18 protein-coding genes, 1 other RNA gene and 1 riboswitch are annotated in these 19425 nt (G+C 65.8%); of the genes, 15 read left to right on the forward strand and 4 right to left on the reverse strand.

The annotated features are described in order from the left end of the window. Window positions 1-17 precede the first annotated feature (17 nt). The gene (locus THIARS_RS06460) at window positions 18-635 is read left to right on the forward strand and encodes a 50S ribosomal protein L25/general stress protein Ctc (RefSeq protein ID WP_094159926.1); all 618 of its coding nucleotides are present in this window, start codon (window positions 18-20) and stop codon (window positions 633-635) included. Window positions 636-729: 94 nt separating this feature from the next. Here THIARS_RS06460 and THIARS_RS06465 read toward each other — a convergent pair whose 3' ends face one another. Continuing rightward, entirely contained in the window at window positions 730-1125 is a 396-nt protein-coding gene (locus tag THIARS_RS06465) for an acyl-CoA thioesterase (protein WP_245845584.1), read from the reverse strand. Window positions 1126-1263: 138 nt separating this feature from the next. On the opposite strand from THIARS_RS06465, the gene THIARS_RS06470 reads away from it, so the two are divergent. The 7 genes from THIARS_RS06470 (at window position 1264) to rnpB (ending at window position 7950) form a co-directional block, all read left to right on the forward strand. Next, window positions 1264-3102 carry an ABCB family ABC transporter ATP-binding protein/permease gene (locus THIARS_RS06470; RefSeq protein WP_094159927.1) on the forward strand — a complete coding sequence of 613 codons (1839 nt, stop codon included), beginning with the start codon at window positions 1264-1266 and terminating at the stop codon, window positions 3100-3102. A gap of 117 nt (window positions 3103-3219) precedes the next feature. After that, a complete protein-coding gene (locus tag THIARS_RS06475) occupies window positions 3220-4116 on the forward strand; it encodes a transporter substrate-binding domain-containing protein (protein WP_094159928.1) in 897 nt (298 codons plus the stop codon). Between the two features lie 128 nt (window positions 4117-4244). Continuing rightward, a complete protein-coding gene (locus tag THIARS_RS06480) occupies window positions 4245-4973 on the forward strand; it encodes an amino acid ABC transporter permease (protein WP_094159929.1) in 729 nt (242 codons plus the stop codon). A gap of 1 nt (window position 4974) precedes the next feature. Further along, window positions 4975-5661 (forward strand): amino acid ABC transporter permease, encoded by a 687-nt coding sequence (locus tag THIARS_RS06485; protein WP_094159930.1) that lies wholly within the window; start codon window positions 4975-4977, stop codon window positions 5659-5661. A 26-nt stretch (window positions 5662-5687) separates the two neighbouring features. Then, on the forward strand, window positions 5688-6422 hold the full coding sequence (locus tag THIARS_RS06490; protein WP_094160668.1) for an amino acid ABC transporter ATP-binding protein: 735 nt from the start codon (window positions 5688-5690) through the stop codon (window positions 6420-6422). A 35-nt stretch (window positions 6423-6457) separates the two neighbouring features. Then, entirely contained in the window at window positions 6458-7570 is a 1113-nt protein-coding gene (gene pyrC / locus THIARS_RS06495) for a dihydroorotase (protein ID WP_245845596.1), read from the forward strand. A 33-nt stretch (window positions 7571-7603) separates the two neighbouring features. Further along, window positions 7604-7950: RNase P RNA component class A (rnpB, locus tag THIARS_RS06500), an RNA gene on the forward strand. Window positions 7951-8141: 191 nt separating this feature from the next. Here rnpB and THIARS_RS06505 read toward each other — a convergent pair. The 3 genes from THIARS_RS06505 to THIARS_RS06515 are packed head-to-tail and all read right to left on the reverse strand — an operon-like array spanning window position 8142 to window position 9243. Next, window positions 8142-8459, reverse strand: coding sequence for a DUF190 domain-containing protein (locus THIARS_RS06505; RefSeq protein WP_094159931.1), 318 nt, complete (start codon window positions 8457-8459; stop codon window positions 8142-8144). Between the two features lie 3 nt (window positions 8460-8462). Then, window positions 8463-8840 carry a fluoride efflux transporter CrcB gene (crcB, locus tag THIARS_RS06510; RefSeq protein ID WP_094159932.1) on the reverse strand — a complete coding sequence of 126 codons (378 nt, stop codon included), beginning with the start codon at window positions 8838-8840 and terminating at the stop codon, window positions 8463-8465. A gap of 16 nt (window positions 8841-8856) precedes the next feature. Then, window positions 8857-9243 carry a fluoride efflux transporter FluC gene (locus tag THIARS_RS06515; protein WP_094159933.1) on the reverse strand — a complete coding sequence of 129 codons (387 nt, stop codon included), beginning with the start codon at window positions 9241-9243 and terminating at the stop codon, window positions 8857-8859. A 471-nt stretch (window positions 9244-9714) separates the two neighbouring features. Next, a riboswitch (Fluoride riboswitch) is annotated at window positions 9715-9786 on the reverse strand. A gap of 502 nt (window positions 9787-10288) precedes the next feature. Between THIARS_RS06515 and mraZ the strand changes: the two genes are divergently transcribed. The 7 genes from mraZ to murD are packed head-to-tail and all read left to right on the forward strand — an operon-like array spanning window position 10289 to window position 19407. Next, window positions 10289-10717, forward strand: coding sequence for a division/cell wall cluster transcriptional repressor MraZ (gene mraZ, locus THIARS_RS06525; RefSeq protein ID WP_094159934.1), 429 nt, complete (start codon window positions 10289-10291; stop codon window positions 10715-10717). 12 nt (window positions 10718-10729) lie between these two features. Further along, window positions 10730-11707 (forward strand): 16S rRNA (cytosine(1402)-N(4))-methyltransferase RsmH, encoded by a 978-nt coding sequence (gene rsmH, locus THIARS_RS06530; RefSeq protein WP_094159935.1) that lies wholly within the window; start codon window positions 10730-10732, stop codon window positions 11705-11707. Then, window positions 11704-12003, forward strand: a complete 300-nt coding sequence (gene ftsL, locus THIARS_RS06535) for a cell division protein FtsL (protein ID WP_094159936.1) — start codon at window positions 11704-11706, stop codon at window positions 12001-12003. The genes rsmH and ftsL overlap by 4 nt, the downstream gene beginning before the upstream one ends. Continuing rightward, window positions 12000-13790: a peptidoglycan D,D-transpeptidase FtsI family protein gene (locus tag THIARS_RS06540; protein WP_094159937.1), complete on the forward strand. Its 1791-nt coding sequence runs from the start codon at window positions 12000-12002 to the stop codon at window positions 13788-13790. Before ftsL ends, THIARS_RS06540 begins: the two co-directional genes overlap by 4 nt. After that, a complete protein-coding gene (gene murF / locus THIARS_RS06545; protein ID WP_094159938.1) occupies window positions 13787-16711 on the forward strand; it encodes a bifunctional UDP-N-acetylmuramoyl-L-alanyl-D-glutamate--2,6-diaminopimelate ligase MurE/UDP-N-acetylmuramoyl-tripeptide--D-alanyl-D-alanine ligase MurF in 2925 nt (974 codons plus the stop codon). The genes THIARS_RS06540 and murF overlap by 4 nt, the downstream gene beginning before the upstream one ends. Continuing rightward, the gene (gene mraY, locus THIARS_RS06550; protein WP_094159939.1) at window positions 16701-17879 is read left to right on the forward strand and encodes a phospho-N-acetylmuramoyl-pentapeptide-transferase; all 1179 of its coding nucleotides are present in this window, start codon (window positions 16701-16703) and stop codon (window positions 17877-17879) included. The genes murF and mraY overlap by 11 nt, the downstream gene beginning before the upstream one ends. Before the next feature lie 7 nt (window positions 17880-17886). After that, on the forward strand, window positions 17887-19407 hold the full coding sequence (murD, locus tag THIARS_RS06555) for a UDP-N-acetylmuramoyl-L-alanine--D-glutamate ligase (protein WP_094159940.1): 1521 nt from the start codon (window positions 17887-17889) through the stop codon (window positions 19405-19407). Window positions 19408-19425: the final 18 nt, after the last annotated feature.

The raw sequence follows: 19425 nt of genomic DNA on the forward strand, positions 1-19425 counted from the left end.
CCTTTTGAGGAGTCGACATGAAAGTCGTCGCATTTGAACGTCAGGCGCAAGGTACCGGTGCGAGCCGCCGCATGCGCCGCGCCGGCAAGGTTCCCGGCATCGTCTATGGCGGTGAGCAGAAAGCGCAAATGATCGAGCTCGATCACAACGCGCTCTACCACGCGCTGAAGAAGGAGCAGTTCCACTCGTCGATTCTCGACCTGACGGTGGGCGAGCAACAGACCCGGGTCCTGCTCAAGGATTACCAGGTCCATCCCTTCAAGCCCCTTGTCCTGCATGTCGATTTCATGCGCGTGGCTGCCGATCGCAAGATCACGATGAAGGTGCCGCTGCACTTCGTGAATGCCGAGGAGTCACCCGCGGTCAAGCTTGAAGGCGGCATGATCAGCCATGTGCTCAGCGAGTTGGAAATCAACTGCCTGCCTGGCGATCTCCCCGAATTCATCGAGGTCGATCTGAGCGGCATGCACAAGGGGCATTCCCTGCATGCCAACGACTTGAAGCTGCCGGGCTCGGTGACGGTCGTGACCCACGGTTCCGAGAATCCGGTGATCGCAACCGTGCTTTCCCAAGCCGCCGAGGAGGCGGCCGAGGCTGCCGCCGAACCGGCCGCCAAGGAAGCGGAGAAGAAGTAACGACGCCCGCCTGCGCCGGGTTCCCCGCGCGGCAGGTTTGCGCCGAGAGCCGCCTTCGGGCGGCTCTTTGCATTCAATGCGCCATATCCACGGATCAATGGGATGGAACGGGGCGAGGACGGCGCTGCTCGTCGACGGCGACGAAGGTCAGCGTGGCTTCGGTGACGCGAAATACCTGGGTATCCGGAATCCCGCGTTCGGCGTACACCTCGACTTCGACGGTCATGGATGTACGGCCGACGCGCGTGACCATGGCGTAGAGCGAGAGCACGTCGCCGACGAAGACGGGATGCTTGAACACGAACTGATTCACGGCCACCGTTGCGACGCGGCCCTCGGCGCGCCTGGCTGCGACAATGCCGCCGGCCATGTCCACCTGGGCCATGATCCAGCCGCCGAAGATGTCGCCATGCATGTTCACGTCCGCGGGCCTGGGTTGGATGCGCAGAATGGGTTCCCGGTCCGGCGGGAGTTGTGCGGGTTGTTCCACGGGAATTTCTCGCTTTCAGCAGTGATGATGATCAGCCCTGAATAATGCATGAATCCGGGGCTTGCTGCTGCCTGGCACCCATCCCAAGGCTTGCGGATATCGCCACGTGACAACCCAATTCCAGACAAGCTCGAATTCATGCGACATCACGATTCGTTCGACGTACCGCCTCCAGCGCAAGGCGCAGCCAAGTCCCGCTGGGCCGCGCTGCGCAATCTCGCGCCTTACCTTTGGCAATACCGGCTGCGCGTGTCGCTGGCCTTGGTCATGCTGCTGGCGGCCAAGGTTGCCAACGTCGGCGTGCCGCTGGTGCTCAAGGACATCGTCAATGCGCTGGATCTGCGGCCCGGCGATCCGCGTGCTGTGCTGGTCGTGCCTGTCGCGTTGCTGGTCGCGTATGGGGCCTTGCGCTTGGCCGTGTCCCTGTTCACGGAGTTGCGCGAGATCGTGTTCTCACGCGTCACGCAAGGCGCGGTGCGCAAGATCGCCCTGGAGGTGTTCGATCATCTGTTTGCGTTGAGCTTGCGCTATCACCTCGAGCGGCAGACTGGAGGCATGTCGCGCGATATCGAGCGCGGCACGCGCGGCATCTCCAGCCTGGTCTCCTACACGCTCTACAGCATTCTTCCGACCCTGGTCGAAATGGCCTTGGTGATCGGGATCCTGATCGTGAGGTACGACTGGTGGTTCGCCGGCATTGCGCTGGTGGCGCTGGCGCTGTACATCAGCTTCACCGTGGTGGTCACCGAGTGGCGAACCAGCTTGCGCCGCACCATGAACGAGCAGGACTCGCGCGCAAACCAGCGCGCCGTGGATGCGCTGCTCAACTATGAAACCGTGAAAATCTTCGGCAACGAGGCGCATGAGGCGAGGCGCTACGACGACAACCTGCACCGCTGGATGAGCGCGGCGGTCAAGTCTCAGAACTCGCTGTCGTTGCTCAATATGGGGCAGAGTTTCATCATTGCCGCGGCGGTGACGCTGCTGGTCTGGCGCGCCACCGTGGGCGTGGTGAACGGCACGATGAATCTCGGCGATCTGGTGCTTGTGAATGCTTTCATGATTCAGTTGTACGCGCCGCTGAGTTTCCTGGGCGTGATCTATCGCGAGATCCGCCAGGCGCTCACCGACATCGAGCGCATGTTCACGATCCTCGAACAGCACCGCGACATCGCCGATGTCCCCGGCGCCAAACCGCTGGTGGTGACGCACGGCAGCGTGTGCTTCGAGGACGTGTATTTCGGCTATGTGCCGGGTCACCCCGTGCTCAAGGGCTTGAGCTTCGAGGTCCCCGGTGGCGAAACCGTCGCAATCGTCGGGCCTTCCGGGGCGGGTAAGTCCACCCTGTCGCGGCTGATGTTCCGCTTTTACGACGTGGACGCCGGTCGCATCACCATCGACGGCCAGGATATCCGTCAGGTGAGCCAGGCCAGCCTGCGCGGGGCCCTGGGCCTGGTGCCGCAGGACACGGTGCTGTTCAACGACACCATCGGCTACAACATCGCCTATGGGCGCCCCGGAGCCAGCCAGGACGAGGTCGAGGAGGTTGCGCGCGCCGCGCAAATCCAGGGTTTCATCGAGCGTCAACCTATGGGCTGGCAGACCCAGGTCGGGGAGCGGGGGCTCAAGCTCTCCGGCGGCGAGAAACAGCGCGTGGCCATCGCCCGCGCCTTGCTGAAGAACCCTCCCGTCCTGATTTTCGACGAGGCCACGTCGCAGCTCGATTCGCGCAACGAAAGGGCCATCCAGGGGGAAATCCGCATGGCGGCGAGAAACCGCACCACGCTGATCATCGCCCATCGCTTGTCGACGATCGTCGACGCGCACCAGATCCTGGTGTTGGACGGCGGACGCATCGTCGAGCGCGGCACGCACGCGCAGTTGCTCGAACTGGACGGCGTCTATGCCCGCATGTGGGCCTTGCAGCGGGATGACGTGCGCCTGGACGACGACTTGGATTTACAGCGCGTGGCCTGAACCGGGTGAGGCGCGATCATTCGGCGCCCACTCTTTCGCGGGGGTTTCAATCTTTATCACGAAGAATCCGGTTGTTACACTGGAGGTATAAATTCCATGACCCAAACGGAGATTCTTATGCGTACATTGCAGGCGGCCGTCATCGGCCTGGTATTCACGGCATTCGCGGCAGGCGCCCAGGCGCAGGGTTTGACGGGGACACTGAAGAAGGTCAAGGAGACCGGCAGCATCACGGTGGGTTATCGCGAGTCGTCGATCCCCTTCTCCTACCTGGACAACAATGGCAAGCCCATCGGCTACGCCATGGATCTGTGCGGCAAGATCGTCGACGCGGTCAAGGCTGACCTGAAGATGCCTGATCTCAAGGTGAATTACGTCCCGGTCACTTCATCCAACCGCATTCCCCTGATGGACAACGGCACCATCGACCTCGAGTGCGGATCGACCACGAATTCGGTCGCGCGGCAAAAGCAGGTGGCGTTCGGCCCGACCTACTTCGTCATCAACGTCACCGCAGCGGTGAAGAAGGACTCGGGCATCAACAGCTTCGAGCAGCTCGGCGGCAAAAACATCGTGACGACCTCGGGCACGACCGCCGTGCCGTTGCTGAAGAAGTACGAAAAGACCAAGGATCTGGAATTCAAGGAAATCTACGGCAAGGATCACGCCGAGAGCTTCCTGCTGCTGGCCGACGGCCGCGCCTCGGCGTTCGTGATGGACGACATTCTGCTCGCGGGCCAGATTGCCAATGCCAAGGACCCCGCCGCGTACAAGATCCTGCCCGGTTCGCTGCGGCAGGAGCCGTACAGCATGATGCTGCGCAAGGACGATCCGCAGTTCAAGGCCTTGGTGGACAAGACCATCGCAGGCGTGATGACCTCGGGCGAGATCAACAAGATCTACACCAAGTGGTTCACCACCGCCATTCCGCCCAAGGGGATCAATCTGAACTTCCCTGAGACTGCGGCGATCAAGGAGGCTTTCGCCCACCCCAACGACAAGGGCGTGGAGTAAGTAAGCCGATTCGGGTCGGGCGCCGCCCCCCGCAGGGCAGCATAGCCTCGTCTCGAATGCCCCGGCGGCCGCGATCCGGCCATCGGGGAGATCCGCAGACCCAAACGGTCACGGAATGAAAGCCCCTCATGCTTGACCTCGGCATTTTTTCGCAGGACACCCCGGATGGCGACACCACCTGGGGCTTGTCGCTGCTCTCCGGCTTCAAATACACCCTGATCCTCGTCGCCCTGGCCTGGATCGTGGCCATGACGCTCGGCACCCTGCTCGGCGTCGTGCGCACCACCGACCGGCGCTGGGCGGTCCGGCTGTGCAACGCCTATGTCGAACTGTTCCGCAACATTCCCTTGCTGGTGCAGTTCTTCCTCTGGTATTTCGTCATCCCGGAATTCATTCCTCCGCTCAAGCGTCTCGCCATTGCGATGAACCCGACCAGCTTTCAGTTGCTTGAGTCGGTTCTATGTCTCGGGCTGTTCACCTCGGCTCGCATCGCCGAGCAGGTCAAGTCCGGCATTCTCGCGTTGCCGCGAGGCCAGCGGCTGGCGGGCTATGCCATGGGGCTGACCCAAGTCCAGACCTACCGCTTCGTGCTGCTGCCCATGGCCTTTCGCATTGTGATTCCGCCGCTGACCTCGGAGTCGATGAATCTGATGAAGAATTCGGCGGTGGCGTATTCGATCGGCCTGACCGAGCTGTTCTTCCGCACCCGCGAAATGGGGGAGATGACGTTCCGCTACTTCGCCGCCTTCGGCGCCGCCACGGTGCTGTACGTGCTGGCGGCGTTCGCCATCAACCGCGTCTTTGCCTGGGTGGAGCGGACCGTGGCGATTCCTGGCTATATCGGTGGAAAGACCTGAGATGGGCGGCTTCGACTGGTCTTCCATCGTTCAAGCGCTGCCCTTTTTGGGCAAGGGCCTGACGTATACGCTGCAGCTCACGCTCGTGGCGGGCGTTGGCGGCACGCTGTGGGGCATTCTGCTGGCGCTGGCGCGGCTGTCCAGCATCAAGGCGCTGGCCCGGGCTTCAGCGGTATACGTGAACCTGATGCGCTCGATCCCGCTGCTGCTGGTGATTTTTTGGTTCTATTTTCTGGTGCCCATCATGCTGCAGTGGATCACCGGCGCCGCATATCCCCCCAAAATTGGCGCGGAGCGCTCGGCCTACGTCACCTTCATTCTGTTCGAGGGCGCCTATTTCTGCGAAATCGTCCGCGCGGGCATTCAAAGCATACCCAAGGGCCAGCTGAGTGCCGCGTACGCCATGGGGCTGGGCTATGCGCAGGCCATGCGCCTGGTCATCCTGCCGCAGGCGCTGCGCAACATGTTGCCGGTCCTGCTGACGCAGACCATCGTGCTGTTCCAGGACGTGTCCCTCGTGGCTTTGCTCAATGTCACCGACTTCGTCGGCGCCGCGGTGAAGATCGCGCAGCGCGACAGCCGCATCGTCGAGATGTATACCTTCGTGGCTGTCGTGTATTTTGTCCTCAGCTACGGCCTGTCGCAGGGCGTCAGGTCGCTGAATCGGCGCATTGCCATCATTCGTTGACCGCTTCGAATCCAACCGCAATGTCCATGATCGAGATCCAGGCCATCAGCAAGTGGTATGGCAGTTTCCAGGTGCTCGCCGATTGTTCCACGCATGTCGACAAAGGGGAGGTCGTCGTGGTTTGCGGCCCCTCGGGGTCCGGCAAATCGACCTTGATCAAGTGCGTGAATGGCCTCGAACCCTTCCAGAAGGGCGACGTGATCGTCGATGGCATTTCGGTGGCGAACCCGAAGACCAATCTGCCCAAGTTGCGCTCGCGCGTCGGCATGGTGTTTCAGCACTTCGAACTGTTTCCGCACCTGTCCGTGATGGAAAACCTGACCCTGGCGCAGATCAAGGTGCTCGGCCGCAGCAAGGCCGAGGCCGCCGAGAAGGGTGACCATTACCTGGCGCGCGTGGGGCTCGCATCCCAGCGCGACAAGTTTCCCGGCCAGTTGTCGGGCGGGCAGCAGCAGCGCGTGGCGATCGCGCGCGCCCTGTGCATGGACCCGATCGCCATGCTGTTCGACGAGCCCACCTCGGCGCTCGACCCGGAAATGGTGGGCGAGGTGTTGGAAGTCATGGTCGGCTTGGCCAAGGACGGCATGACCATGATGGTGGTGACGCACGAAATGGGCTTTGCCCGCAGCGTATCCAGCCGGGTCGTGTTCATGGACGCCGGGCGCATCGTCGAAGATTGCGCCACGCACGAGTTTTTCGGCAATACCCAGGCGCGCAGCGAACGCGCGCAACAGTTTCTGGGCAAGATTCTGGCGCACTGACCCCAGGGCGGCCCAGCGCGCATGCGCGGGCTACCATGACGCGGTTCACCGCCGCCGAATTCCAGTTCATGCCTGAACCGCAAACCCTCACCATCTCCCGCCCCGACGATTGGCACGTGCATCTGCGCGACGCCGGCGCGCTCGTCTACACCGTGCCTTGGAGTGCCGCGCAGTTCGCGCGGGCCATCGTCATGCCGAACCTGAAGCCGCCCGTGGTGAGCACTGCGCAGGCCCTCGCATACCGCGAGCGCGTCCTCGCAGCGGTGCCGAAGGGCTCGACCTTCGAACCCTTGATGACGCTGTATCTCACCGACACCACGCCTGCCGATGAAATCGTCCGCGCCAAGGCCAGCGGCGTGATCCATGCCGTGAAGCTCTACCCATCGGGGGCGACCACGAATTCCGACAGCGGCGTGACGGATCTGCGCCGCGTTCACGCCGTGCTGGACACCATGCAGGAACTGGGCATGCCCTTGCTGATCCATGGCGAGGTGACGGATCCGGACGTGGACGTCTTCGACCGCGAGGCGGTTTTCATCGAACGCCACCTCACGCGGCTGCGTCGCGATTTTCCGCGGTTGAAAATAGTGCTCGAGCACATCACCACGCAGCATGCGGCGGACTTCGTGCGCGCCCAGCCCGAATTGGATGCGCGCAGTACGCCTCTGCTGGCGGCCACCATCACGGCGCACCATTTGCTCTACAGCCGCAATGCGATGTTCAGCGGCGGCATGCGGCCGCATTACTACTGCCTGCCCGTGCTCAAGCGCGAGCGCCATCGCCAGGCCTTGCTGGGCGCCGCAACGGGCGGGGATGGGCGTTTTTTCCTCGGCACCGATTCCGCGCCGCACGCCCGCCTGCTGAAAGAGGCGGCGTGCGGCTGCGCCGGATGCCTGACAGCGCCACATGCGCTGGAACTCTATGCGCTTGCCTTCGAACAGTGTGGCGCCTTGCACCGACTCGAAGCGTTCGCCAGCCATTTCGGCGCGGACTTCTATGGCCTGCCGCGCAACACCGGAACCCTGACCCTGGAACGCGTGCCGACGACCGTTCCCGCGCGACTTCCCTATGCGGATGGCGAAATCGTCCCGCTGGATGCCGGGCAGATTTTGCCCTGGCGCATCGCAGCCGGGCTTTCAAGCGCCTAGATCCTGGCAGGCGTGGCGCATAATCCGCCCGGCGAAGCGGGCTGGGCAGCCGCGCTGGCGCGGGGCGACCCGCGCGGTGAGGAAGGTCCGGACTCCACAGGGCAGGGTGACGGCTAACGGCCGTGCGCGGCGACGCGACGAACAGGGCCACAGAGACGAGTAAGCGCCGGGCGACCGGCGTGGACGTGAAACGCGGCAACCTCCACCCGGAGCAACACCAAATAGGCAGGCGATGCCCGGCCAAGGTCGGGAGAAAGCGCGGCCCGCGCGAGCCTGCGGGTAGGTGGCAACGAGCCGCTGCGGTAACGCGCGGCCCAGAGGAATGGCTGCCACATCGGGCAACCGATGCACAGAATCCGGCCTATAGGCCCGCTTCGCTTCTTTTCCCTTGTTCGGTCGGAGTGTCCGCTTCCACCATGGTCGGGCCAAGGCCTCGACCCACCGCGTTTTCGGCACCGGCCTCGACGCCGAAGTGTTCGGAAGTGATTCGGCTTGATGCGCAACGGGCGAAGGCATGCGGTCCTTGTCCTGCGTCGGCCCGGCTCGCACCCGCGCGGCGTGGGCGGCAGGTTCAGTCGCAGCCGCACTGCGCCTGCCAGGAGACGATATGCCCGGTGGGCACCATCTGCTGGATGCGGGGCAGCACGGAGGCCACCACCTCGGGGTCGTCGTAGAACTCCAGCACCAGCGGCAGGTGCACGTTCAGCCGCAGCAGATCGTCGGCATGCACCTCGCCCTTGCTGCCGAAACCGGCGACGCCGCGAAACACCGTGACGCCGTGGACCTTGTGTTCCTCGTGCAGGAGTTTGAAGATTTCGCGCATCAAGTTGCCGCCGCCGAACTTGTCGCCTTCCTTGATGTAGATGCGCGCCATCGTGACGGTTTTCATGGGTCAGCCTCCCAGGTTGTGTGAAAGATAGGCGCCGAGCGCCGTGCCCAGCATGGACAGAAAGACGGACAGCACCACATAGAGTCCAGCCTTGGTCGCCTCGCCGTTTTCAATCAGGGCCATGGTTTCCAGCGAAAAGGTGGAAAACGTGGTGTAGGTGCCGATACCGCCCGTGAGGATGCCGGTGCGCATGGCCGGGCTGATGGCGGCATATTTCAGGGTTTCGTAAAACAGGTAGCCCATCAGGAACGAGCCGACGATATTGATCGACAGCGTGGCGAAGGGGAATGACCTCCCCAGCGAGCGCTGCACGACGAGGGTGTGCCCGTAGCGGCTGAAAGCGCCGATGAGCGCGAAGATCGCGATGTAGAGAAAGGTCATCGAAGTCGCTCGCAGTTCAGGAGTCGGTGAATTGCCGATGGCGCGACAGATAGGCGCCGAAGAACGCGGCGGCGATCGACAGCACGACGGACGCGCCGATATAGAGTGCGGCCAGGATCAAATGCCCCAGTTCGAACAGATGAAGGGCCTCGATGGAGAAGGTGGAAAACGTGGTGTAGGTGCCGAGGCCGCCAGTGAGGATGCCCGTGCGCAGTTCCGGGCTGACGTTGATGCGCTCCAGCGTCTCGAAAAACAGGAAACCCATCAGGAACGACCCCAGCACGTTGATCGACAAGGTGGCGAACGGAAAGGTGTCGCCCAGCATGTTCTGCACGACGACAGACTGCCCATAGCGGGCGAATGCGCCCAGGATGGCGAAAACGGAGATGTAAACGGAAACCATGCAACGTCCTGCAAATCAAAAAAAGCGGGCGGTGCCGCAAGGGGGGCTTGGCGCGCGGTCCAAAGCGTCGCGCAAGCCATCGGGATTGTTGTTGTTTTTTCCGGGGCGCGCGGCGCGCGGCGCACCGCGAAGCGCCTGCGTCGCCAGACCAGCCCGAGCGGCAACTGCGCCAATATCAGGACGGGCGCCGTGAGCGTGGCCGAGAACGCCACCGCCGGCGCGGCCCAGAAGATCCGCGACGCGGTTTGCGGCACCACGATCTCTTTGCGCAACCATTTGGCCAGATCGCGGCAGGGCTGAAGCGGGCGGGGGCCTGCGCCGCGCTGCACCTTCTCCTCCATCGTGGCGATGAAGCCATGCAGCAGCGGACAGAGCAAAACAATCGCCAGAATCTGGGCGATTGTTTGGTTGCCATACGGCTTGTGCTTGCATCGACTCCTCCCAGGCGGATCACCCGCCGCATGCCGCGGCCACTGGGTAGGAGTCATCAGCCCCCGGCTGGCGCCGATGGCGGTTGCGGCGAACTCCATCGCCGTCTCGTTTGCGATGAGTTTAAAAGCGTCGAAAGACTCAGGTCAAGGCGACATTCGTGCCTAAATGCAACCAACCCAGCACGACAAAAAACAGGTTCCCGTGGCGCACGCAGGCGGCCCTGGCCCCTGCCCAACGATGCCGCTGGTGTGGCAAGCGACGGACGCCGGGTGCCGTCTTCCTCTCCTGGTCAGGCCGGGCCGCACCTGCCCAAATGCGGGCCATGGCCGTGTCCTGCGCAGGACGATCGAGAGCTTCACGCGAGGCAAGGGCTTCAATCCGAATGTATCGCTTGCACTTATGAATTCAAGTATTTCATTTAATAGCATTTTTTTGATTTGATCTGTACAAAAACACAGCCGAGAAAGCGGCGCTAAGTGCTTGTTTGATAAGCCAATTTTTCAATTTTCCCTATTGACGATGCTCTTTTTGCCACCTACAGTGCAGCCAAGTGCAAAAAAGTGGGTGAAAGTGCAGGGGCTGGGCTCTGCGCTCAAGGCAATCGGAGAAGCGCGTGTTCATTGGCATATCGGCGTTGACGCTGGACGGCAAGGGTCGGATGACCGTGCCTGCGCGTCATCGCGACGTGCTTTTGGCGCAGGCGGCCGGTCGCCTGACGGTGACCAAGAGTCCCGAAGGCTGCCTGCTGCTGTTCGCCGATCCGCAATGGCAGGAATTCCGCGCCAAGATCGCAGCCCTGCCGATGTCGGCGCAGGGCTGGAAGCGCATTTATCTGGGCCATGCCACGGAAACCGAGATCGACGCCACCGGGCGGGTTCTGATCTCGCCTGAACTGCGCGCCGCGGCGGGGATCGAACGCGACATCGATCTGATCGGCATGGGGTCGCATTTCGAGGTCTGGGATCGCGTCACGCACCATGCGCGCGAGGCGGCTGTGATCGAGGCCGGCATGCCCGATGCGGTGCGCGACATCGTGGTGTGAAGGTGAACGCGAATGCCTTCGACCCCCGTCCACGCTGCAGCGACCCTGCAGCACCGAACCGTACTGCTGCACGAGGCCGTCGATCGATTGGTGACCGACACGGCCGGCATTTACCTGGATGCGACCTTCGGCCGCGGCGGCCACACGCGCGAATTGCTGTCGCGCCTGGCGTCAGCCGGCCGCGTGGTGGCGCTGGATCGCGACCCGCAGGCGATTGCCGCGGGGCGGGAGCTGGCGCAGGCGGACGCCCGGCTCACGCTCGTGCATGCGCCGTTCTCGGCCTTCGGCGAGGTGCTGAACGGACTCGAGATCGCAAGTGTGCGGGGCATCCTGTTCGACCTGGGTGTGTCGTCGCCCCAGATCGACGAGACGCGGCGAGGTTTCAGCTTCCGTGGCGACGCGCCTTTGGACATGCGCATGGACACGACACAAGGCGCCACGGCGGCGCAATTTCTGGCCGAGGCCAGCGTTGACGAAATCACCAGGGTGTTGAGGGACTATGGCGACGAACGGGCTGCTTTCCCGATTGCAAAGGCGCTTGTGGCTCGCCGCGAACGGGGCGAGCCCGTCACCCGCACCGCAGAGCTTGCCGCCCTTGTGGCGCAAGCGGTGCGCAGTCGCGAAGCGGGGCAGGACCCGGCCACTCGGACCTTTCAGGCTCTTCGGATTCACGTCAATGCCGAGCTCGCCGAACTCGAAGCGGCACTCGCGCAGGTAATGGCCAGACTGGCTGATGGAGGACGCCTCGTGGTCATCAGCTTTCACTCTCTCGAAGATCGCATGGTGAAGCAGTTCATGGCCAGCCAGGCCCGCGCGCCCGAACTCACGCGCGAGCAGCGGCGCATGCCGGTCGAGCCCGCGCCCTTCCACCCCGGTCTCAAGCTGCTGGCAAAACTGCGCCCCGGGCCGGCGGAGGTGGGCGCCAATCCGCGCGCGCGTTCGGCCATCATGCGCGTGGCCGAACGCCTGCCCGAGGCGGAGGCTGCATGACGCGGCTGAATCTCTTGCTGCTGATCATCACCATGGCCAGCGCCATGAGCGTGGTGCGGGCGCAATACGAGGCGCGCCGCACCTTCGCCGCGCTCGACGCGGCTCAGCAGCGCGCGACCCAGCTCCAGCTCGACCATGACCGACTCCAGGTGGAGGTGCGCGCACTCTCGGTGCCCGGGCGCATCGAGGAGCTCGCCCGCAACACCCTCGGCCTGGTGCCGGTGACCCCGGCGCGCACCGACTACATCAGCGCCGCCCAGGTGCCCAACATTCCCGCCTCGGTGCCGACGCGATGAAGCTCGCCGCCCGCACAATCGGACCCGGTGTTCGGCAGGCGCATGCCAGTCCGCTTCTGCGCCTGCGCCTGCCGCCGGGGCGGGCCTGGCTGGTCAAGGGCCTGCTCTATCTGGCCTTCTTCGCCCTGATCGCACGCGCCCTCTGGGTGCAGGTCATCACGACCAACTTCTACCAGAAGCAGGGCGATCTGCGCTTTGTGCGGACCATCGAGCTGCCGGCCATGCGCGGGCGCATCCTGGACCGCCACGGCAATATCCTGGCCTCCAGCATCCCGGTGAAAACCATCTGGGCCGACCCCGAAACCCTCGACGCCGATCCCGCCAAGGTCGCCGAACTGGCGAAGACCCTCGACCTCAACGCCGCCGAATTGGAGCGCCGGCTGCGTCTGGACAAGCAGTTCGTCTACGTGAAGCGCCAGGTCGATATCGACACCGCGCGCAAGGTGCAGGCGCTGGGGATCAAGGGCATCTACTTTTCCCCCAGCTACAGGCGCTACTACCCCGAGGGCGCGGCGGCGGGGCAACTGGTCGGCATCACCGACATCGAGAACCAGGGCCAGAGCGGCCTTGAACTGACATTCCAGCGCGAGTTGGCCGGACACCCGGGCACGCGCAAGGTCATGCGCGACCGCCTCGGCAACGTCATCGAGGACGTGGGCGGCGGCATTCCGCCGATCAACGGCGAAGACGTGCAACTGTCCATCGACAGCAAGATTCAGTACCTGACCTACCAGGCGCTCAAGCAGGCCGTGGTGGACAACAAGGCCAAGAACGGCAGCGCCGTGGTGCTCGACGCCACCAACGGCCAGGTACTGGCCATGGCCAATTACCCGAGCTTCGATCCCAACCACAGGCGCCGTGCCGACCAGGCCGACATGCGCAACTACGCGCTGACCGATACCTACGAGCCGGGATCGGTCATGAAACCCATCACGATCGCCGCGGCGCTGCAGGCCGGCATCGTCACACCGCAGACCGTGTTCCACACCGCGCCGGGCTGTCTCAACGTCTATGGCAACAACATCTGCGATGACTCGGACAACGGCACCATCGCGTTGCCGCAGGTCATCCAGTATTCGAGCAACGTGGCGACGAGCAAGATCGTCATGCGCATGTCGGCGCGCCAGCAGTGGGACATGTACACCGCGGTGGGCCTGGGGCAGCGCCCGCATGTGGCCTTCCCCGGCGCCGCCAGCGGCATCCTGAGGCCATGGGAGAAATGGCGCCCGATCGACGCCGTCACCCAGGGCTTTGGCTACGGAATTTCGGTTTCGACCTTTCAACTCGCGCACGCCTATCTCATCTTCGCCAACCACGGCGAGATCATTCCCGCCACGCTGTTCAAGAGCGATGCGCCGGTGCGCGGTGTGCAGGTGGTGTCTCCCAAGGTGGCGCGCGAGATGCGCAGCATGCTCGCCCTGGTGACGCAAAGCGGCGGCACCGCGCCCGCGGCCGCGGTGCCCGGCTACTCCACGGGCGGCAAGACCGGCACGGCTTATATCTGGAAGGGCAACAGCTACGACAAGCATCTGTTCCGCGCCCAGTTTGTCGGCATGGCTCCCATCGGCAAGCCGCGCATCGTGATGGCGATCTCCGTCGACCAACCCAGCGCGGGCAAACATTTCGGCGGCGACGTGTCGGCGCCGGTGTTCGCCCAGGTCGTCCCGCAGGCCTTGCGCATCCTCGGCGTGCCGCCCGACCTTCCCGTCAAGCCGGATGTGGCGCCAGCGCTTTCCGCGCAGGCACGCCCCGCTCCGCGCGCCGAACAGAACGGGGCCGGCGCATGACAGCGGCCTACGCCACCGCGGCTTCCGTGCTTCACGCGCTGCGCAGCGCCGGCGTGCCGGCTGCGGCTGACTGGACGTGCGACTCGCGCGAAGTGCGTGCGGGCGACGTGTTCGTCGCCTGGCCCGGCGCCGCCACGGACGGCCGCCGTTTTCTGGCCGAGGCGTTTGCGCGCGGCGCCGTGGCGGCGCTGGTGGAAGACGAGGGCGCCGAAGCCTTCGCGCTTGCGGCACAGGTCCTGCGGGTGCGCCAGCTCAGGCGCCTGGCGGGCGAGTTGGCCGACGCCTGGTACGGCCACCCCTCGCGGCATGTGGCCGTGCTGGCCGTCACCGGCACCAACGGCAAGACGTCTTGCGCCCTGTGGACGGCCCAGGCGCTGGGCGCGTCCGGGCATCCATGCGGCGTGGTCGGCACCTTGGGCGTCGGCATGCCGGATGCGCTCACGCCGACCGGGCTCACCACGCCCGACCCGGTGCGGCTGCACCGCGAACTCGCCGTCATGCGGGCACGTGGCGTGACCCACTGCGCGATCGAGGCTTCGTCTATCGGCATCGAGGAAGGCAGGCTCGACGGCCTGCGGGTGCACGTCGCCGCTTTCACCAATCTCACCCAGGACCACCTCGACTACCACGGCAGCATGGAGCGCTATGCCGCGGCCAAGCGCCGGCTGTTCGACTGGCCCGGCCTGCAGGCGGCCGTGCTCAATGCCGACGACGCCATGGGCGAGCGCCTGGCATCGCACTGCCGCCAGCGCGGGCTCCAAGTCGTGTCCACCTCGCTGGAGCGGGACGCCGACTGGCGGGCCCTGAGCGTGGCCAGCACGGCAGTCGGCATGCGTGTCGAACTCGCCCACGGCGGGCGGACAGCCCGGCTCGAGTTGCCGCTGGTGGGGCGTTTCAACGCCGCCAATGTGCTCACCGTCTGTGGCTTGCTGGGCAGCTGCGGCCTCGGCTTCGACGCCATCATGCAGGCCCTGGCGAAGGTCGCGCCGCCTCCGGGACGCATGCAGCTTGTCGGCGGCAGACAGGCGCCGCTGGTCGTGGTGGACTATGCCCACACGCCCGACGCGATGGCCCAGGCGCTGCTGGCTCTGCGCCCGGTGGCGTTGCAGCGCGGCGGCAAGCTCTGGTGCCTGTTCGGCGCCGGCGGCGACCGCGACCGCGGCAAGCGCCCGCTGATGGCGGCTGCCGCCGAAACGCATGCCGACCGCGTCGTGCTCACCAGCGACAACCCGCGCAGCGAAGCGCCGCAGGCCATTCTCGACGACCTGTTGCATGGCCTGCGATCGCAAGCGCAGGCCGTGGCGGTGGAGGATCGCGCCCAGGCCATCGCCCAGACCCTGGCGCACGCCGATGCCGCCGACGTCGTCTTGCTGGCGGGCAAGGGCCACGAAGTGACGCAGGAGCAAGGCGGGCGCAAACAGCCGTTCAGCGATGTCTTCCATGCCCGCATGGCTTTGCAGGCGCGCGGAGGAGGCCTGTTCAGTCTCGGCGAACTGCAAGCCTGGGTCGGCGGCCGGATGCATGGGGATCCCGCGACACCGATTGGGCGCGTCTGCACCGATACCCGTGAATTGCGCGCCGGCGATGTGTTCGTCGCCCTGCGCGGCGCGCGTTTCGATGCGCACGATTTCCTCCCCCTGGCGGCGCAGGCCGGCGCAGCGGCCGTTCTCGCCGAGCGCGGCGTGGACACCTGCGGCCTGCCCGGCGTGGAGGTGGACAGCGGTTTGCGCGCGCTGGGTCTGCTCGCCCGCGCGTGGCGCCGTCAGCAGGCGGCCATGCCGTTGGCGGCCGTCACGGGCAGCAATGGCAAGACCACGGTCACGCAAATGGTCGCCTCCATACTCTGCGCGTGGCTGGGCGATGGCGGCTATCTGTCCACGCGGGGCAATTTCAACAACGAGGTCGGCGTGCCTCTCACCCTGCTGCGCCTGCTTCCGCAACATCTGGCCGGCGTCGTGGAACTCGGCATGAACCATCCGGGCGAGGTCGCCACGCTGGCCGCCATCGCCGAGCCCACGGTGGCCCTGGTCAACAACGCGCAGCGCGAACACCAGGAGTTCATGCAGACGGTCGAGGCCGTGGCGCGCGAGAACGGCAACGTGCTGGCCGCCCTGCCGGCGCATGGCGTGGCGGTGTTTCCGGCCGCCGATGCCTTTGCCGAGCTATGGACCCGGCTTGCCGCCGGCCGTCGGCTCATGCGCTTCGCTCTGCATGATGCGGCGGCCCCGGTCGCGGCCGAGGTCGCCGGCTGGATACTCCCGGGCGAACAAGGGGACGAAAACGGCATGCGCCTGCACCTGCGCACCCCGGCCGGGGAGGCGGATTTGCGCCTGCAGGTGATGGGCGTGCACAACGCCCATAACGCGCTGGCCGCGGCCGCAGCCGGGCTGGCCAGCGGCGCGCCGCTGGAGGCGGTGGTCTCGGGGCTGGAAGCCTTCCGCGCGGTGGCCGGGCGCATGCAGCGCAGCCGGGTCGTGCTGGCTGCAGGCGGGCGTCTGACGCTCATCGACGACACCTACAACGCCAATCCCGATTCGGTGCGTGCCGCCATCGACGCCCTTGCCGCCTTGCCCGGGCGGCGCCTGCTGGTGCTGGGCGACATGGGCGAGGTGGGCAGCCAGGGTCCCGCCTTCCATGCCGAAGTGGGCGCGCATGCCGCCGCGCGCGGCATCGACGCGCTGTGGGCGGTGGGCGATCAGTCCCGCCACGCCGCCGAGGCCGCCGGGCGCGGCGGCGTGGCCGTGCTTCACGCCGCCGATTGCGCATCGCTGGCCATCGACGCCGCCGCGCTGCGCGGATTCGACGCCGTGCTGGTCAAGGGCTCGCGCTTCATGCGCATGGAGCGGGTCGTGCGCGCCGTGCAGGCGCTCGGCGCGCAGGCGCAGAGCGCGCATACACAGGAGGCGCCCCATGCTGCATAGCCTGGCCATGTGGTTGATGGCGCAGTCGCCCGACCTGCGCTTTTTCCGGGTGTTCAACTACATCACCTTCCGCGCCGTGATGAGCACGCTGACCGCCTTGTTCATCGGCCTGATGGCCGGCCCCGGCGTGATCCGCAAGCTCACCGCGATGAAGGTCGGCCAGGCGGTGCGCCAGGACGGGCCGCAAACCCATCTGATCAAGACCGGCACGCCCACCATGGGCGGCGTGCTGATCCTGATCGCCATCACCGCCTCGACCCTGCTGTGGATGGACCTGTCCAACCGCTTCGTCTGGCTGGTCCTCATCGTCACGCTGGGTTTCGGCGCCATCGGCTGGGTCGACGATTACCGCAAGGTGGTGCATCGCGACCCGAACGGCATGCGCTCGCGCGAGAAGTATTTCTGGCAATCGCTCATCGGGCTGCTGGCGGCGTTCTACCTGGCCTTCGCGGTGTCGGGCAAGGGCAACCCGCAGGTGCTGCACCTGTTCGTCGAATGGATCAGGAGCGGCCTGACCATGCCGCTGCCGCCCGCGGCCGACCTCATCGTGCCCTTCTTCAAGTCGGTGAGCTATCCGCTGGGCATCGCCGGCTTCATCGTGCTGACCTACTTCGTCATCGTGGGGGCGAGCAACGCCGTCAACCTCACCGACGGCGCCGACGGCCTGGCCATCATGCCCACGGTCATGGTGGGCGGCTCGCTGGGCGTGTTCGCCTATGTCACGGGCAACGCGGTGTTCTCCAAATACCTGCTGTTCCCGTTCATCCCGGGCACCGGCGAGCTGCTCATCTTCATCGGCGCGATGGTCGGCGCCGGGCTGGCATTCCTGTGGTTCAACGCCTATCCCGCCCAGGTGTTCATGGGCGACGTCGGGGCGCTGGCGCTGGGGGCGGCGCTGGGCACCATCGCGGTTATCGTGCGCCAGGAGATCGTGCTGTTCATCATGGGCGGGGTGTTCGTGGTCGAGACGCTCTCGGTGATGATCCAGGTCGGCTATTTCAAGTACACCAAGCGCAAATACGGCCAGGGCCGGCGCATTTTCAAGATGGCCCCGCTGCATCACCATTTCGAGCAGCTGGGCGTGAAAGAGTCCCAGGTGGTGATCCGGTTCTGGATCGTCACCATGATGCTGTGCCTGGCCGGTCTGGCCAGCCTGAAGCTGCGGTGAACCGGACATGAACCTGCAAGGCAAGTCCGTCCTCGTCCTCGGCCTCGGCATCTCCGGGCTGGCCATGCTGCGCTGGTGCGCCATACAGGGCGCTGCGGTGCGCGTGGCGGACAGCCGCGCCGAGCCGCCGAGCCGGCAGGCGCTGCGCGAGGAATGGCCGGCTCTGGATATCCACCTCGGCGTGCCCGGCCCGACCTTGCTCGACGGCATCGATCTTCTGGCCGTGAGTCCGGGCATCGCTCCGCACGACTGCGCCTTCGGTCCGCTGATCGCGGCGGCGCGTCAGCGCGGCATCGCCGTGCTCGGCGAACTCGGGCTGTTCATGGCGGCCCTGCGCGACCTGGGCCAGGGCCGGAACTACGCGCCGAAGGTGCTCGCCGTCACCGGCACCAACGGCAAGACCACGGTCACCGCGCTCACCGCCGAACTCCTGCGTGGCGCGGGCATGGACGCGGTTGCCGCCGGCAACATCGGACCGGCCATGCTGGACGTGTTGCGCGAGCGCCTGGCGGAGAACCGCCTGCCTGCTGCCTGGGTGCTCGAACTTTCAAGCTTCCAGCTGCACGGCGTGGACGATTTCGCGGCCGGCGCCGCCACCGTGCTCAATGTCACCCAGGACCACCTCGACTGGCATGGCAGCATGGAGGCCTACGCCGCGGACAAGGCGCGCATCTTCGGCCCGCAACCCTGGAGCCTGGCCGAGCCGCCGGGCCTGATGCTGCTCAACCGCGACGATGCGCAGGTCATGGCCATGCGCCGCGAAGGCAGGCGCCAGCAGACCTTCGGCCTGGACGCGCCCGGCGTCGCAGGCGACTGGGGCGTGGCGCAGGAGCAGGGCATGGCCTGGCTGGTCCGCGCGCAAAGCCAGGTCGACGAGGAAACGCCCAAGCGCCGCGGCAAGGGCGCCTTGCCTGCGGCCGAAGCGTCCGTGGTGTTGCAAAGGCTCATGCCGGCCGACGCGCTGCGCATCCGCGGCCGGCACAACTGGGCCAACGCGCTGGCCGCGCTGGCCCTGACCGAAAGCGCCGGCGCGCCTCTCGCATCCATGTTGCACGGCTTGCGCGCCTACCGCGGCGAGCCGCACCGCATGCAGGTGCTGGGCGTGGTCCGCGGGGTCGAGTGGATCGAGGACAGCAAGGGGACCAACGTCGGCGCCACGGTCGCCGCGCTGCGCGGCATGGACCGTCCCGTGGTGCTGATCGCCGGTGGCGACGGCAAGGGGCAGGACTTCGCGCCGCTGGCGCAGGCGGCGACGGGCAAGTTGCGGGCCGCCGTGCTCATCGGACGCGATGCCGCGCGCCTGGCGCAGGCGCTTGGGGATGTCTGCCCCACCGAGCAGGCCGAAAGTCTGGAGCAGGCCGTGCAGCGCGCCGCGGCGCTCGCCTTCGAGGGTGACGTCGCCTTGCTCTCGCCGGCCTGCGCCAGCCTGGACATGTTCCGCAATTACGTGCACCGGGCCGAGGTGTTCGCCGCCGCGGTGCGCGAATGGGCCGAGTCCCATGGCGCGATGCTGGAGGTCCAGCCGTGATGACGCTGCCATGGTTCG

Origin of the sequence: Thiomonas delicata (assembly GCF_900088825.1) — a bacterium.
In the GTDB taxonomy this organism is placed as follows: Bacteria; Pseudomonadota; Gammaproteobacteria; order Burkholderiales; family Burkholderiaceae_C; genus Thiomonas_A; species Thiomonas_A delicata.